Source organism: Nostoc sp., from assembly GCF_036919895.1.
In the GTDB taxonomy this organism is placed as follows: domain Bacteria; phylum Cyanobacteriota; class Cyanobacteriia; order Cyanobacteriales; family Nostocaceae; genus Nostoc.
In genome coordinates this window covers 100,095-115,825 of the sequence record NZ_JBALBW010000056.1, presented here as the reverse complement: position 1 = coordinate 115,825, position 15,731 = coordinate 100,095, and the positions used below count along the sequence as shown (strand labels likewise).

The window sequence follows — 15,731 nt, the reverse complement described above, 5'->3', positions numbered from 1 at the left end:
TTCCCAAATTCATCATTCATCATTCCATAATTCTTCGGCAATTTTTGTAGGTAACTTGGTTAAATCCGGTAATCTGAGTACCTCAATTTCAGCAACTTGTTCTTTCTCTTTAATATTCACAGGTAAGTTTAACGGTTGGTGTTTTTCTATCCAGCAGCTTGCTAATGGCAAGGTTTGCTCCATTTCGTCTAGCGGACGGGGAATTACCATTACTGCATTTAATTCTCCAATGCGTTCTGCCTCAAACATTCCCGCTTCCACTGCTACCGCCACATTTGCTACGGAACCACGAATAATGGCTGTACACAAACCCGCACCAATTTTTTCATAAGCTGCTAAATGAACATCGGCAGCTTTTAGCATCGCATCACACGCACCTACCATCGCTGGAAATCCTCGCGTTTCTACTAAACCAATTGCTTGATTACTCAGACGGCTGTAATTGCCCTCCTCCATCAATTTAGTAAAACGGGCTGTGATGGGAAGTACTATATCTAAATTAGGATAAGGCCGGGGAATTACCAAGCTAGAAACCAACTGACCAAACTGTTCAGCCGTTTGGACACCAGATTCTACCGCCAGACGCACGTCAGCAATTCCACCCCGGACGATCGCAGTACAATGGCCGCTACCAGTTTTTTCATACCCAACTAGGTGAACTCCTGCCGATTTCAGCATCATATCCGCCGTCCCAACGATCGCTGGAAAGCTGCGGGTAGAAACTAAACCCAAAGCAGTATCCTGATAGGTTTCATGACTAGTCGCTCCCTGGCTGGTATTCATAGACCGTTGATTAGATGTTTCCATGTGAACTTTCCCAGATAATCATAAAGCCGACAACTTACAATTAACACTTACTCAGACTAATCGTCAGAGTTTGGGTTGCTCAAGGATTGTCTATGGGGAAACAATGTAGTCAACAGTCTGCTTATGCTCCCTTGTCCATAAATTTGAGTCCCGAAACCGTTAGCGGATTCTGTAGTTAGCTGATTGGGGTCTGATTCATGTTTTGTAGACTCTTGGATGGGTTCTGGTGAGGGCGGTTCAGCATCCTTGGCTGGTTCTTCCACGGGAGGAGGCTGGGTTTCTGGAGTGGCGGGAGATTTAAAGTAAGAAATCGACTTATTTTGTTTGAAATCCACAAAAGCCGCAGATGAGAAGTTCGTTGAGGAAGTTACCTTTTCCTTAACTCCCCCTGAGCTATTTTCCTCTTCCTTCTGAGGTGGCACACTTGTAGCCGTGGCGTTATTAGCAGATGGTTCAGGCTGATTTGTTTGAGCAATTTTCCGACTGGTGTCTCCTAAAATCGAACCAGGTGGAACTACTTGTCCTGGTTCAACAGAATAGTTAAAAACTGTTGTTGCGGAACCAATACAAGCATTTGCTCCAATTTTGCCCTTGCCAACCATCAAAAAACCGGCTCCCAGGTTTGCCCCTGCTTCTACCTCTAAGGTTCCTTCATGGACTTGGAGAATTGCTCCCATGCCAATACAGACCCCTGGCCCAATGACGATATTGCTGTTTTCAGCCGCTTGGAGGATGACCCCAGGTGCAAGTACTGCGCTTGGATGAATAGTCACCTCACCACTAATGTAAGAATCAAAATTATTGCTGAGGCGCAGTGACAGCACAGACATGGAAATTTTAACCTCGGAAGCCGGAATTGGGAATTGGGAATTGGGGATTGGGGATATTAAAACTACCTACTCCCCGTTCTAGGGAGTAGTGAGTGGTGGATATTAAAATTTCCTATTCTCTACTCCCGTACAGACACGATTGATCGGGTCTACCTACTCCCCATTCACTGCTATGGTCTTTGAATGATCGTTTCTAACACCCGACGCTTGGCTTTGGGGTCAATTCCAATTAAGCGCACATATTCCCCTTGGTATTCGCCAAGGTGTCCTTCTACGGCTGCGATCGCTTCCCTTTCTGAGGAGGCTTGAATTTGACTAGTACTAGTCCACGAACCAGTTCGGAACCGGCGCTCATCTACGTGTTCTATGCTAATTTTAGAGCCGCTAGCCAATAGTTGCCGGAGTTGATCTACTACTTCACTACTCAAGCGGGTACTGGTAGCTGTTGCTGTAGCCGAGGGTGTACTGCTAGTAAATGATTTTTCACTGCTAGAGGAGGCTACTTGACTATTTGGACGTTGAATAATTGTCTCTAATACCCGCCGTTTGGCTTTGGGGTCGATACCAATTAAGCGCACATATTCCCCTTGGTATTCGCCAAGGTGTCCTTCTACGGCTGCGATCGCTTCTCTTTCTGAGGAGGCTTGAATATGACCTGTACTAGTCCAGGAACCAGTACGGAAGCGGCGCTCATCTACGTGTTCAATGCTAATTTTATAACCACCAGCCAATAATTGCCGGAGTTGATCTACTACTTCAGTACTCAAACGGGTACTGGTAGCTGTTGCTGTAGCAGTACCAGATCCTCCACTGCTAAATGATGATTTCTGACTACCAGAGGTAGCTACTTGACCATTTGGACGTTGGATAATGGTTTCTAATACCCGCCGTTTGGCTTTGGCATCAATGCCAATTAAACGCACATACTCACCTGGATGATTTGATATACATTCTTCCAAGGCAGAGATTACTTGATTGGTGGAAGTTGCATCAATTGGCTTACAGCTAGTCCAGGAACCTGTACGGAACCGCCGCTCATCTACGTGTTCCATACCAATTTTGTAACCACCTGCCAAAAGTTGGCGGATTTGCTCTAGAGTTTCGCCATTGACTTTGCCACTGCTAGAGCTGCTACCATTACCGTTACCATTGCTGTAGCTGCCATTGCTATGACTACTATGAGGAGCTTTAAAGCTGGTAGCTGGTTTCGCATCATCATCAGGGCGTTGGATGATGTTCTCTAACACCCGTCGTCTACCTTTGTCAATGCCAAATAGTCGGACATACTCGCCGCTATGGTCTGTTACACAGCTTTCTAATGCTGCGATCGCTTCACCAAGGGATCTCGGTTTGATTGGTTGGCAGCTAGTCCAAGAACCCGTGCGGAACCGTCTTTGGTCTACGTGTTCTGTACCAATCTTATACCCTTGTTCCAATAGATAGCGTAATTGATCTATTGTTTCTGCACCCAAGCTATTGCTCGCCACTTCACTACTCCTTTCCAACTCTAAAACAGTAATACCATTACCTGTATAAGATTTAGCAATTTCATCCCGGATGGGTGCTATACATTTGCTATCCGCAGCACAAAGATAACCAGCCCGTAGCGCCTGATTAATCCCAACCACATGATGAGCAAATTCCTTATCTTGATCTTGCACATCTGGCAAGCGGTCAGCTTGCTGCTGGCTAGTAATTATCGCTCCCGAAGGTACATACTTACCTGGGGGAATTTCTACGTCTTGAATCAAAACGTGCATCATCACGATGCAACCTGCGCCTACCCTGGCATTAAACACCGTCGAGCGAAAGCCAATGAAGGAATTATCCCCTACATAAGCTGGCCCATGAATTAAAGCCATGTGGGTAATGCAAGTATTTTTACCTACCCATACCGAGTATTTCTCTTGGTCATCGCCAATTACTCGACCTTGCTCTAACCCATGAATGACCACACCATCTTGAATATTGGTGTTTTCACCAAGATAAAAAGGTGTGCCTTCATCCGCTCTAATCGTAGTCCCCGGAGCAACGATTACATTTGCACCTATTCGTACATCCCCAATCACATTGGAGAATGAGTGTACAAAAGCAGTTTGATGGATTTTGGGTTCAGCTAAATTCCTTGACCACGGAGTTGGGGGTGCTGCCGTGCTGCGGACTGCCATTGCGAGATTCCTCCTATATTGTCATAAGTCATTTGTCCGTTGTCATAAGTCCTTTGTTATTCACTAATGACCAATGACTAATGACTAATGACTAAATGACTATCAATATTGATCTTTTTTGCTGTAAATGAGGCGATCTTCAACGTAAATAGTATCTATTATCGCCACCACTGCTGCATCTAATGGACGCTGTTCATTGCCAACAATTTGACGAGCGGCACTACCACGAGTGATGAGTACCCACTCATCTACTCCTGCTCCCACAATATCTGCTGCTACTTCATACTCTGGTAGGATATTGCCGTTTTCATCTACTAATTGTAATAACAGTAGTTTCACACCTCTGAGAGTTGGATCTTTTTGGGTGCTAACTACTGTGCCGCGAACTTTGGCAATTTGCATTACAAATTACGGTCTTCTACCGAAAGGACGAATTGCGTTCACATTTTCCCGGAATTGCTCTACGTCTTCTGTATAACGAATTGGTAGGACGTATTCTAAGTTTTCGTGAGGACGAGCAATGATGTGAGTAGAAAGCACTTGTCCACCGTTGACTCGCTTCACTGATTCAACCCCTGCGGCTACAGAAGCTTGAACTTCTGAAACGTCACCCCGGACAATTACGGTAACTCGACCACTGCCGATTTTTTCATAACCTACTAGAGTTACACGAGCAGCTTTCACCATCGCATCAGCAGCTTCCACTACTGCTGGAAAGCCCAGCGTTTCAACCATTCCCACTGCAATTGACATTAGTTTTAATCCCTATTTAAAGTTTTTAGCCTTGGACAAAAGTGATGCTCAAAAAGGTAAAGAGCGTTAATTACTTTTTTTAAACAGTTTTTAGGTACGGAACTGTTCCACAGCTTCTGTGTAACGAATCGGCAAGACGTATTCCAGGTTTTCGTGAGGACGAGCAATGATGTGAGTAGATAATACTTCACCACCAAAGACTCTTTTCGCGGCTTCAACCCCAGCAGCTACAGAAGCTTGCACTTCCGATACATCTCCCCGAACTATTACGGTGACGCGAGCGCTACCAATTTTTTCATACCCTACTAAGGTGACACGGGCGGCTTTCACCATCGCATCAGCAGCTTCCACAACTGCTGGAAAGCCCTTCGTTTCAATCATTCCAACTGCAATTGGCATCGCAGAACTCCTACAAAATTAATGCAATCTGTACTGTCGTCTGAATTTTTTGACGGGGAGAGCCTGATCTTATAGCTAAGAAAACACTTCCAATTTAAGCATAGGAAAGCTTGGCGTTCCTGGCAATATAAATTACTATAATAGTTTATGATAAGAAAGTTTTAAAAAACTTAACAAATATTTATCTAGGCTTTTGAGCAATTAAAGTTTACTGAATTACTTGAGCAGCCACTTATGCTTTATAATTTCTTTATTACATTTACAAAACGAGATTCATAACCAAGGTTAAATCTATCTGGCGAGGGAAGATAGGCGGCTGTATCTTTTGCTGTATCTATCTTTTCTGACGTTTTGTTGTATTTACAACGACTAGGTGAAAAGTATATAATTTTTTCAAATGTATCGGATAAATTACTCTGTTCAAAGTAGAAATACAAATGTAAAAACAGAGGTAAAGTTAAGGCGAGTAAATGCTTTTACGTATGTAAAGTTATATTTTATCGAAGTTTAGTAGGGTAAAGCGAAGTAAAAATACTTTTGATAATTTAGTTTAAACAATAATAAAGAAATATTGATGTTTTACTAAATTAATTTTTTAAATAAATAGTTCTTGAAAAGATTTTTTAAAATAATAAAGGCTGAGTCATCAAGGTAAATTTAAATGGATCAATTTCTATTTTCAACAAGTTGGTTTGTGCCTTTATATAGCTTATTAGGCGCAGTTTTAACGTTGCCCTGGGGAATAGGAATAATTCGGCGAACAGGGCCAAGACCTGCGGCATACATCAACTTTTTGACAACTGTTGTGGCTTTTGTCCATAGTCTGTTTGTATTTAAAAATATCTGGGATAGAGAACCAGAAAAGTTACTCGTGCCGTGGTTCAAAGCTGCTGATTTAGACTTATCTTTTACCTTGGAACTCTCAGCAGTCAGTATTGGGGCAACAGTTTTAATTACGGGTTTAAGCTTATTGGCACAAGTTTACGCTCTGGGTTACATGGAAAAAGACTGGTCGCTGGCGCGTTTTTTTGGGCTGATGGGATTTTTTGAAGCAGCGTTGAGTGGTCTAGCAATCAGTGATTCTTTGTTTCTCAGCTATGCGCTTTTAGAAGTTCTGACGCTTTCAACTTACTTACTAGTGGGATTCTGGTATGCTCAACCGCTAGTAGTGACGGCGGCGCGAGATGCATTTTGGACTAAACGGGTAGGAGACTTGTTGCTGCTGATGGCTGTGGTGACGCTTTCTACTTTAGCCGGGAGTTTGAACTTTTCGGATTTATATGAGTGGGCGCAAACAGCTAATTTAAGCCCAGTCACATCAACCTTGCTGGGGTTGGCGTTAATTGCTGGGCCGGCAGGGAAATGCGCCCAATTTCCCCTGCACCTGTGGTTAGATGAGGCGATGGAAGGGCCAAACCCGGCTTCGGTAATGCGGAACTCGTTGGTAGTGGCTGGTGGTGCTTATTTATTGTATAAATTTCAGCCATTGTTAGCACTGTCGCCAGTTGCCTTAAATGCCTTGGTAATTATGGGTACGGTAACGGCAATTGGGGCAACATTAGTATCTATAGCTCAAATTGACATTAAGCGATCGCTATCTCATTCCACCAGCGCATACATGGGGTTAGTGTTTTTGGCGGTGGGGTTACAGCAAGGGGGTGTAGCCTTGATGTTGCTGTTAACTCATGCGATCGCTAAAGCATTATTATTTATGAGTTCCGGTTCAGTCATCTTAACTACCCAAAGCCAAGATTTAACAGAAATGGGTGGACTTTGGTCGCGGATGCCAGCCACCACCACCGCCTTTATTGTCGGTTCGGCAGGGATGGTGACAGTGCTACCACTAGGAGGCTTCTGGGCAATGCTAGCATGGGCTGACGGTTTCGTGAATATTAGCCCTTGGGTAATTGGGGTTTTATTATTAGTCAATGGCTTGACAGCATTGAACTTAACTAGAGTATTCAGATTAGTCTTCTGGGGGAAACCGCAACAAAAGACCCGGAGGACACCGGAAGTTGGTTGGCAAATGGCCTTACCGATGGTGACTCTTACAGTCTTGACCCTACTTTTGCCCTTGATGCTACAGCAATGGTACTTACTACCAGATTGGGAAAGTATTAATTGGTTGGTGGCATTAGCCTTATTTACTTCTACAGTACTGGGAATAGTTGCAGGGTCTACAGTTTATCTCCACAAAGCTTGGTCACGATCGAGATTTTTGGCGTGGAGATTTGTGCAAGACTTATTAGGTTATGATTTTTATATTGACCGAGTTTATCGCGTAACGGTAGTGAGTGCAGTCGCACTACTATCTAGAGTTTCTGCTTGGAGCGATCGCTATTTAGTCGATGGTTTAGTAAACTTAGTTGGGTTTGCGACAATTCTGGGCGGACAAACTTTAAAGTACAGCATTTCTGGGCAATCTCAGGGCTATATGTTGACCATCCTCGCAGTTGTCAGCGTCCTAGTTTTCTTCATCGGCTGGTCATCGGGTTTACTAGATAAATTGCCTTTTTAAAGAGGTCGGCACCAATAAAGTTAATTAGTGGGGTTTTCATTGGTGATTGGTAATTTGTCATTGGGAGAAATCTTCCTCACTCCCCACTCCCCATTCCCCACTCCCCCATTCCATACCTGCTTATGCTTAGTTTTTTAATTCTAGTGCCGCTAATCGGTGCAGCTTTAATTGGTTTCTCGCCTTCTGGCATCAGTGGGAAGTTTGCCCGTGGGGTAGCTTTAATTTTTGCCACTATCGCTTTCTTGTGGACAATCGTATTAGCAGTTCAGTTCCATCCAGTGGAAACCACTCAACAATTTGCCGAGTCTGTCCCTTGGATAGATGTTTTAGGTCTAAATTATAACCTGGGAATCGATGGTTTGTCTTTGCCACTGCTGGTTTTGAATGGACTATTAACTTCTATTGCCATCTACAGTAGCGATGAATCTCTACAGCGTCCTAAATTTTATTACTCTTTGATCCTATTATTAAGCGCTGGGGTAACTGGAGCTTTTCTAGCACAGGATTTACTGTTATTTGTCCTGTTTTATGAATTGGAACTAATTCCTCTGTATCTATTGATAGCTATTTGGGGTGGAGAAAAGCGGGGTTATGCGGCGACAAAATTTCTCATTTATACCGCCGTTTCGGGAATCTTGATTTTAGCAAGTTTCCTCGGCATGGTTTGGCTGAGTGGTTCCTCTAACTTTGCACTAGCAACCTTAAACACTACGACTTTACCTTTAGCGACACAGCTTTTACTGCTAGCGGGGATTTTGATCGGTTTTGGGATTAAAATTCCCTTAGTTCCCTTTCATACTTGGTTGCCAGATGCTCACGTTGAAGCTTCCACACCCATTTCCGTACTATTGGCTGGGGTGCTGTTGAAGTTGGGAACCTACGGCTTACTGCGGTTTGGTATGAACTTGTTACCAGAAGCTTGGGCTTATTTGGCTCCTTGGTTAGCGACTTGGGCAGTGATAAGTGTACTGTATGGTGCATCCTGCGCGATCGCTCAAACCGATATGAAAAAAATGGTAGCATACAGTTCTATTGGACACATGGGTTATGTGCTGTTAGCGACGGCTGCGGCGACACCATTAAGCGTATTAGGTGCTGTCATGCAGATGATTAGCCACGGCTTAATTTCCGCCATGCTGTTTTTGCTGGTAGGGGTTGTGTATAACAAAGCCGGTAGCCGAGATTTAGATGTTCTCCAAGGATTGCTGAACCCAGAACGAGGTATGCCCGTAATTGGTAGCCTCATGGTTTTGGGAGTTATGGCTAGCGCAGGGATACCAGGAATGGTGGGCTTTATTTCCGAATTCATCATTTTTCGGGGCAGTTTCCCAGTTTTTCCAGTGCAAACCCTACTATCAATGCTTGGTACCGGTTTAACTGCGGTTTACTTCCTAATACTCCTCGACCGTGCCTTTTTTGGCCGCTTGTCTGCACAAGTTACTAACTTACCACGTGTCTATTGGAGCGATCGCATCCCAGCTGCAATTTTAGCCATGCTGATTGTGATTTTCGGCATTCAACCCGCTTGGTTAGCACGCTGGACTGAACCAACTATTACAGCAATGGTGAATAGCCAAAACGTAGTATTAGCAGTGTCCTTGGATAAAGCAATGGGGAATGGGGATTAGGGATTAGGGACTGGGGATTAGGGACTGGCGATGAGGGAAGATTTTTCCTAATACGTAATACGCGATTCCCAGTACCCAGTACCCAGTACCCAGTACCCAATATCCCAATCCCTATACTTTTTGGAGAGATGGTAATGGTAACTATTAAAAAGAAAGCTGCTCACAATCCCTTAGCTGAGTATATTGAACGTCTGCAAAAAGGAGAAGCATTACTCCCTGATAGTCCAGAAAATGTACTAGAAGTTGTTGGTATTCTTAAAAGCTATGGTGTAGTTTTAGATGCTTATTCAAATAATCTTAACTATATTGCCGAGCATCAGTTTTTAACATTTTTCCCATTTTTTAAATATTTTAATGGAGAAGTTTCTTTTCAAAAATTACTCCGCCACTGGTGGCATAACCGCATTAATTTTGAATATGCCGAATATTGCATGAAAGCCATGATGTGGCACGGTGGCGGCGGACTAGATACATATTTAGATACAACAGAATTTAAAGAAAGAGCGCAAGCTGTTATCGCTGCAAAGTTTAAAAATAATCCCTTAGTTCCCGGTATTAACCAACTATTTCCAGATTTCTTAACAGAATACTTGCGTGTCTCTGCTTACTACACAGGTTTAGGTCAATTCTGGCGAGTTATGGCTGATATGTTCCTCAGCTTATCAGACCGTTACGACCAAGGTGAAATCAAATCGATTCCCGAAGTTGTAGACCACATTAAAACAGCGTTAGTAGCAAATGCGTCAAACCCAATTACCTACGCCGTCAAAATTCGAGGTGAAGTCTATGAAATCATTCCTAAAAGCGTTGGTTTGACATTCTTAGCAGATACAGCAATACCTTATGTAGAAGCAGTATTCTTTCGGGGAACTCCTTTCCACGGAACAGTTTCATACAACGCCCAAGCTTATCAAATTCCCCCAGATCAAACCCGATTTCAGTATGGCGCATTGTATGCCGATCCTTTACCTATCGGCGGCGCGGGTATTCCTCCCACCTTGTTAATGCAGGATATGCGTCATTATCTTCCAGAGTATTTGCACGAAATTTATCGTCGCAGTCTTCGGGGTGAAGATGATTTACGGGTGCAAATTTGCATGAGTTTCCAAAAATCGATGTTTTGCGTGACGACAGCAACAATTTTGGGACTGATGCCTCATCCTTTAGATACTAAAGATCCAAACGAAGAGAAAAATAATCGAGTTTATTTAGAGAAGTGGATGAGTCGGTTAGAAACTTCGCAGTTGCTGAATGTGAATAAATAGCTAAAGATTAGGCTTCTGGCTCAATGCCGGGCGATGTCTAATATCATGTCCGCTAAATTCCCATAAGAAAAGAACCCCTCCCCGCAAGCGGGGCTACCGTTCAAAGCAGGGAGAGGTGTGAGAATTTGAGCCAAAGGTGACTCACCTGCTCATAATCTTTATCTACCTACCAGGAAGCTTTAACCCCCGACGCTCAAGAATTTGGCGCACTTCTGGGCTGGGATTGTAGTTATAGCCGTAGGAGGAGTTTTCAGAGTCATCCATAATTTGAGGCGTGAGCAATACAACCACCTCATTGCGCTGATTGGATCTATTTGTCTTTCTAAACAGCGCACCAATCAGTGGAAGATCGCCCAAAATAGGAATCTTGGAGATACTTGTCCTATCTTGGTCTTGGATAATCCCTGAGAGAATGAGCGTCTGACCATCTCGTAAGCGAATTAAGCCAGAAGTAAGGGAACGCTCAGACACTAAAATAATCTGTCCATTTCCTGTATCTTGTGAGGCTGTAGGAGCGCTGACAGTAGGAGCAACCGATAGAGAAACGAAACCATTATCGTCAATCCGGTCAATTTTTACATTTAATGTTAAACCAACTTTTTGTTTCTCAATTGTTCTTTCTGTCCTAGAACCACCCGAAGTATCTGTTGTTTGGAGCGTTATGTTTCCTACAACTTCCTGAGTCAGATTTACAAGAGCCTGCTGACCTTCTTGTACAATTAAGGTTGGGTCAGTCAAAATCTTGGCATTTCCATTTGTCACTTGAGCTTGCAAGCTACTGAGAAGACGTTTGGGGAACTGGTATAGAGAAGACAAAGCTGTAGTAGCTGTACCCAAAGTACCTTGTGTGATACTTGATGTACCATCAGCGTTCCTTGTAATAATGTTATCGGTCGCTGGAGTAATATTAGTGAAACCTGGTTGTAAGGCGTTTGTACTAGCGGGCGAAATAGGTTGGTAGAAAGAGCCACTTCCTGGGTTTGCGATTCTAGTGACATTACCATTTGCGTCTACTACTACCGTACCTGGGGTAGTTCCTGGAATAGATACACTACCGTTGGGATTAACAAAAGGGGTTCCTGTCAGTGGATTTGTAATAGTAGGTGTCTGAGTCACACTGTTTGCTACTTCAGAACTAGTAGCTGGTCTGGAACCACCGAAATTAAAAGACGCTGCACCACCATCACTGCTGAAGTAGTTGTTGCCAAGCCCAAAAGAAAAGCTAGTGTTGTAGTCTTGGGTGTTATTGAGGTTAACATCGATAATCTTGACGTTAACTACCACTTGACGACGGCGGATATCAAGCTGAGTTAGTTGAGCCATCGCCATCTCAACTAGCCGAGGAGGGCCAATCAGGGTCAAAGAATTGGTGCGCTCATCTCCTAATGCCTGTAAACCTCTAAGTAATGGGCTAGAGTCTGTAAAAGTAACGCGTTGAGTTTCAACTCTGGTTTCTGTCGTCGTCTGAGCTTGTGTGACAGGAGCAGCTGCATTGCCAACAGCTACAGCACTAACACTGGTAACTTGTCGTTCGCGGCTGATAGCACTTTCTGCCCCTAAGCCAACCAAAAAGTTGATGGCAACTCCCACTGTTACTTGATTGAGTCGCAGGTTACGCATAACCATATCACGGGTCGCATTAGGTAGTTTAGGCCCTACAAAAACTGTGCGATTACTGCGGTTAGCTTCTAAACCACTCAAACGCAAAACGTAGTTAAACACATCTTGCACTGGCTCGTTTTCTATATCTAACGAGATTGTTTGAGAGGTTCCTTGTGCAGCACCACCTTGTTGACCTCCACCACCTTGCTCACTGCCAACATAAGCTAGGTTCAAATTAGCAGCACGAGCAAGCAGTGACAAAACTTCACGCACCGGTGCATCTCGCAATACTAAACGAGGTACACGCTCCTGAGTTCCTAAGTCAATTGTGCTAGGAGAAGCATCGGTAGCGGAAATAGCAATATCTCCCACTGGTGGGGCGACGGCTCTAGGTAAGAAAGGTGGAGCCTGACTCAGAGGTTGACCTGGCCCAGCAGCTTGTGCAGGTTTTCCGTCAATGGTAATTTCCGGGTTTGGAACTAGAACACCTGAATTTTGACCAGATTGGGCTGGAGTAGAAGCAGGTGGCGCTGTTGGCGTTGATGCTGATGCTATAGTGCCTGCGGATGGGCTAAAGCTGAGTGTAATTCCATTTTGCGATCGCACCACCGGTTGACTCTCAGGTGTATTGTTACTCCCCGTTACCGTCACCCGGATGCTATTGGCATCAAGCTGATTAACCTCGACAGACGCAATTCCTGGCGCTGGGCTATCTTGACGAAAGCTATTACCTTGTGGTAATCGTAATTGAGTATTGATAATATCTGCGACTAAAGTCTTGCCTCTTTTTGTAGTGAAAACTTGGGGGCGCGAACCTGAAGAAGTTTTCAAAGCAACGCTAATTCCACCATTAACTGGATTTAACTGGACATTAGTAACTTGACTAATTTGTGCCCAAACTGGTTGCGCTGCCAAAAATGCAAAAGCGGCAGTACCCAATATAAAACTATTACCGTGAAGCTGTTTCACAGTTCATTCCTCACCTTATAAAACCTTGTTTACAAAAAGTTGTGAGAAATTAGGAGTTAGGAGTGAATAGTTAGGAATGATAACTCCTAACTATTAACTCTTAACTCTTAACTCCTAACTTCTCATTCCTAACTACTTTTTCGGGGCAGCTTTAGCTGCGGCGGCAGCTATTTCTTCTGCACTAAGTGGCATCAATACCTGCAACTGGAATGATGTATTAATCGCTGCTGGCCCAACCTGTACAGGTGTTTTATCTAATGGGGATCTTGACTCTACTGGAGCCAAAGTTGCTTGATAATCTTTAACTATTAACAAAGGCTGTAACCGCTCAATGTTACGAATTATTGATTGTGTTTGCTCATAAGTTCCTGTAATTTCAGCATTGATACTGCTGCGTTCCAGCTTACCGTCAACCTGTAGTCCTAAAGTTCCATCAGTAATCGGTTCTGGTTTTTGGGAAACTGGCACAAACCTCTTCAGTTTGGCTCTGACTGCATTAACAGAAGTTGGAGTATTTCCAGACTCAATTAAGCGGTTCAAATCTAACAGCAATGTATCTAAACTTTTTTCGTTAGCGAATAAACCTAAAACTTGTACTTTTTGCTGTTTTGCCTGAGCTAATTCCTGTTTAACTTTATCAATCTGTTTGATATTGGCTTTTTTTTGCTCAATTTGCCCTTGCAGTTCAGAGCTTTTTGCTTGCTGCTGCTGATAGCTTTCCAAAGCTGGCATCAGCAAGTTTAACAATATATAACCTGCTCCTGCTAAACCAATTACCCCCACCAAAATGCCAATGATTTTTGGTGTGAAGGTAATGCCAAATACTACGGGGTGGGCTGGCGTTTCCGAGTTGAAGTCCCCACCATGTTCGGCAAAATTTAAATCATCACTCAGCGTCATTTTGAAATGACTCCTGTTTGTTGCATACTACGAATTCGAGTCACTAACCCCACTGTGCCTTTTTTTTCCAACTCCCGGATTAATTCCGAAGCTGGAACATCGCTCATAGTCGATTGAATAGTGTATTTAACTACTTGAGGTGGCTTAATTATTACACCATTAGTAGGTTGACCTGTACCTGGTGGTATAGGAGCATCCACTAAGGCTGCTGTCATAATTCTGCTTTCTGTGGACTTCAAGAATCGAGACTGTTGTAAACTTAATAAGAAATCATTGACATCGTTAAAAGAACGAGCCAATCCGGTAATTTCTAATCCTCCAGCAGGATTGTTTGGGGGCTGGCCTGCCGCTACTGCAATGGGTGGAGTTTGCTTGATAGTTTCGATTTGCACTGCCGCGGGGATGCGATCGCGCAAATCTTGTAGCATTGCTGACCAAGGTCGAATCTGGTCAAATACAGTGACTAATGCTTGAGTTTCCCCTTTAATTGCACTCGTCTCGGCTTTGATTTTGTTAAGATTTCCTACTTCTGTATCTAACCTCTTGCTTTCCTGGTCTAGTTGTGCGATCTGACCATCTAATTCAACAATCTTCCCTTGTAATAACCACCAACCAATTCCCAATAAAGCTGGAAGGACTACACCTACTGCAACTCCCGCATACAGTAGTGTTAAATCCCCAGTAGGAAACTTTAGGGATATTCCTCCCTTTCTCTCAGGCTTTTTCTGATATGCTGGGCGATCTTTTAGAAAGTTAACATCTAGGCTATACATTTTGTTACACCTCCCGCATTCCTAGACCAAGTACAATCGCCAACCCAGAGCGTTGCACCTGTGGATATTTCTCAGTGTCAACTTCCAAAGATAAAGAGCCGATTGGATCTATTTGGGTAGTTGGTAAGCTCAGTCGTTGGGTAAAGAATTCATCTAGCTGCTGGAGTCCACCTCCTGGGCCAGCTAATATAATCTGCGCTACCTCCAAATTTTCACTTTGATTGAGGTAAAAATCTATGGAACGGCGCAGTTCATCCGTTAGTTCTCCCAATACTCTTAATATGGCTGCCATACCAGGATCGAGTTCGGTAACGCCGGTTTTCCCGCCGTCTATGGGAGTTGGAGGAATAATCATTCCATGTAACAGTTCCATATCTCGTGATGTAGGTAAACTCATTGCCCTTGCTAAGGCTGTTTGCATTTGATAAGTTCCGATTGGAACTGTGCGCGAAAATTGCGGCACTCCGTTAACGATGATGGCAATTTCTGTACTGTCGAACTCTATATCAACTAGCACTGCTGCTTCTTGCGGCCCAAATTGTCGCAATTGCTCACGAATAGTCCGAATAAGAGCAAAACTGTTAATTTCTAAAACATCAATTTGTAATCCTGCCTGCTCAAATGTACTGATATAGGTATCCGTTATCTCCTTGCGGGTGGCAACTAGGAGTACATGTACTTTTTCAATGCCATCTTCATCTACAAAGTACCCAAGTTTCTGATAATCCACATCAGCCTCTTCACGAGGATAGGGTAAATATAAACCTGCTTCATGGTTGAGTACCATTTCTCGCAGTTCTTTGTCATCTAACTCTGCTGGCACTGGTATAATCCGAACGATAGAATCTCGCCCTGGCACACCAGTAGCAACACGAGAAGTTTTGATTTTGCTCTCAGCTAGCGCCTGCTGGATTAATTGCGCCATTGCTGCGGGGTCGGTGATTTGACCATCGATAACTACACCTTCGGGAACTGCCACCGATATAAAGGTTTCTAGTTTCATGCCTTGACGCTGCTTGCGTAGCTGAACTACATTGACCCGTTCGGGAGCAAGTTCAATGCCGACCCCTTTATTCGATTTGCTAAACAGACTTTTGAAGCTTTTTACCACAGTTGTGC

General features: G+C 43.7%; 12 protein-coding genes and 2 pseudogenes. 3 read left to right on the top strand and 11 right to left on the bottom strand.

The features are described from left to right. Window positions 1-12 precede the first annotated feature (12 nt). From V7K55_RS10345 to V7K55_RS10320, 7 genes and pseudogenes are all read right to left on the bottom strand, one after another. The gene (locus V7K55_RS10345) at window positions 13-807 is read right to left on the bottom strand and encodes a BMC domain-containing protein (protein ID WP_334830831.1); all 795 of its coding nucleotides are present in this window, start codon (window positions 805-807) and stop codon (window positions 13-15) included. A 56-nt stretch (window positions 808-863) separates the two neighbouring features. Then, a complete protein-coding gene (locus V7K55_RS10340) occupies window positions 864-1,637 on the bottom strand; it encodes a transferase (RefSeq protein WP_334830829.1) in 774 nt (257 codons plus the stop codon). Between the two features lie 170 nt (window positions 1,638-1,807). Next, window positions 1,808-2,053 (bottom strand): annotated as a pseudogene (locus tag V7K55_RS27515) (ribulose bisphosphate carboxylase small subunit); the annotation flags it as partial. Between the two features lie 96 nt (window positions 2,054-2,149). Beyond that, window positions 2,150-3,805 (bottom strand): annotated as a pseudogene (locus V7K55_RS10335) (ribulose bisphosphate carboxylase small subunit); the annotation flags it as partial. 102 nt (window positions 3,806-3,907) lie between these two features. Beyond that, complete coding sequence (locus V7K55_RS10330) at window positions 3,908-4,207, bottom strand: EutN/CcmL family microcompartment protein (RefSeq protein ID WP_334830826.1); 300 nt, start codon at window positions 4,205-4,207, stop codon at window positions 3,908-3,910. A gap of 6 nt (window positions 4,208-4,213) precedes the next feature. Continuing rightward, entirely contained in the window at window positions 4,214-4,558 is a 345-nt protein-coding gene (locus V7K55_RS10325) for a carbon dioxide-concentrating mechanism protein CcmK (RefSeq protein WP_010995041.1), read from the bottom strand. Window positions 4,559-4,648: 90 nt separating this feature from the next. Next, window positions 4,649-4,957, bottom strand: coding sequence for a carbon dioxide-concentrating mechanism protein CcmK (locus V7K55_RS10320; RefSeq protein ID WP_012410633.1), 309 nt, complete (start codon window positions 4,955-4,957; stop codon window positions 4,649-4,651). Between the two features lie 661 nt (window positions 4,958-5,618). Between V7K55_RS10320 and V7K55_RS10315 the strand changes: the two genes are divergently transcribed. The 3 genes from V7K55_RS10315 to V7K55_RS10305 all read left to right on the top strand — a co-directional run bounded on the left by V7K55_RS10315 (window position 5,619) and on the right by V7K55_RS10305 (window position 10,368). Continuing rightward, window positions 5,619-7,475 (top strand): NAD(P)H-quinone oxidoreductase subunit F, encoded by a 1,857-nt coding sequence (locus tag V7K55_RS10315; RefSeq protein WP_334830824.1) that lies wholly within the window; start codon window positions 5,619-5,621, stop codon window positions 7,473-7,475. Between the two features lie 122 nt (window positions 7,476-7,597). After that, the gene (locus V7K55_RS10310) at window positions 7,598-9,103 is read left to right on the top strand and encodes an NADH-quinone oxidoreductase subunit M (protein ID WP_334830822.1); all 1,506 of its coding nucleotides are present in this window, start codon (window positions 7,598-7,600) and stop codon (window positions 9,101-9,103) included. A 134-nt stretch (window positions 9,104-9,237) separates the two neighbouring features. After that, window positions 9,238-10,368 carry a CO2 hydration protein gene (locus V7K55_RS10305; RefSeq protein WP_334830820.1) on the top strand — a complete coding sequence of 377 codons (1,131 nt, stop codon included), beginning with the start codon at window positions 9,238-9,240 and terminating at the stop codon, window positions 10,366-10,368. A 162-nt stretch (window positions 10,369-10,530) separates the two neighbouring features. Here the strand turns inward: V7K55_RS10305 and V7K55_RS10300 are convergent, their stop codons facing one another. The 4 genes from V7K55_RS10300 to pilM all read right to left on the bottom strand — a co-directional run bounded on the left by V7K55_RS10300 (window position 10,531) and on the right by pilM (window position 15,723). Continuing rightward, entirely contained in the window at window positions 10,531-12,939 is a 2,409-nt protein-coding gene (locus V7K55_RS10300) for an AMIN domain-containing protein (protein WP_334830817.1), read from the bottom strand. Window positions 12,940-13,071: 132 nt separating this feature from the next. Continuing rightward, window positions 13,072-13,839, bottom strand: a complete 768-nt coding sequence (locus V7K55_RS10295) for a pilus assembly protein PilO (protein ID WP_334830815.1) — start codon at window positions 13,837-13,839, stop codon at window positions 13,072-13,074. Then, a complete protein-coding gene (locus V7K55_RS10290; RefSeq protein WP_334830813.1) occupies window positions 13,836-14,612 on the bottom strand; it encodes a PilN domain-containing protein in 777 nt (258 codons plus the stop codon). Before V7K55_RS10290 ends, V7K55_RS10295 begins: the two co-directional genes overlap by 4 nt. Before the next feature lie 4 nt (window positions 14,613-14,616). Then, a complete protein-coding gene (gene pilM / locus V7K55_RS10285) occupies window positions 14,617-15,723 on the bottom strand; it encodes a type IV pilus biogenesis protein PilM (protein ID WP_334830810.1) in 1,107 nt (368 codons plus the stop codon). Between the last annotated feature and the right edge of the window lie 8 nt (window positions 15,724-15,731).

What these genes read in the sequence shown, in the direction of transcription:
- V7K55_RS10290 (WP_334830813.1), bottom strand. Translation starts at nt 14,612, where the DNA reads ATGTATAGCCTAGATGTTAACTTTCTAAAAGATCGCCCAGCATATCAG.
- V7K55_RS10320 (WP_012410633.1), bottom strand. Translation starts at nt 4,957, where the DNA reads ATGCCAATTGCAGTTGGAATGATTGAAACGAAGGGCTTTCCAGCAGTT.
- V7K55_RS10315 (WP_334830824.1), top strand. Translation starts at nt 5,619, where the DNA reads ATGGATCAATTTCTATTTTCAACAAGTTGGTTTGTGCCTTTATATAGC.
- V7K55_RS10330 (WP_334830826.1), bottom strand. Translation starts at nt 4,207, where the DNA reads ATGCAAATTGCCAAAGTTCGCGGCACAGTAGTTAGCACCCAAAAAGAT.
- V7K55_RS10310 (WP_334830822.1), top strand. Translation starts at nt 7,598, where the DNA reads ATGCTTAGTTTTTTAATTCTAGTGCCGCTAATCGGTGCAGCTTTAATT.
- V7K55_RS10295 (WP_334830815.1), bottom strand. Translation starts at nt 13,839, where the DNA reads ATGACGCTGAGTGATGATTTAAATTTTGCCGAACATGGTGGGGACTTC.
- V7K55_RS10340 (WP_334830829.1), bottom strand. Translation starts at nt 1,637, where the DNA reads ATGTCTGTGCTGTCACTGCGCCTCAGCAATAATTTTGATTCTTACATT.
- V7K55_RS10305 (WP_334830820.1), top strand. Translation starts at nt 9,238, where the DNA reads ATGGTAACTATTAAAAAGAAAGCTGCTCACAATCCCTTAGCTGAGTAT.
- V7K55_RS10345 (WP_334830831.1), bottom strand. Translation starts at nt 807, where the DNA reads ATGGAAACATCTAATCAACGGTCTATGAATACCAGCCAGGGAGCGACT.
- V7K55_RS10325 (WP_010995041.1), bottom strand. Translation starts at nt 4,558, where the DNA reads ATGTCAATTGCAGTGGGAATGGTTGAAACGCTGGGCTTTCCAGCAGTA.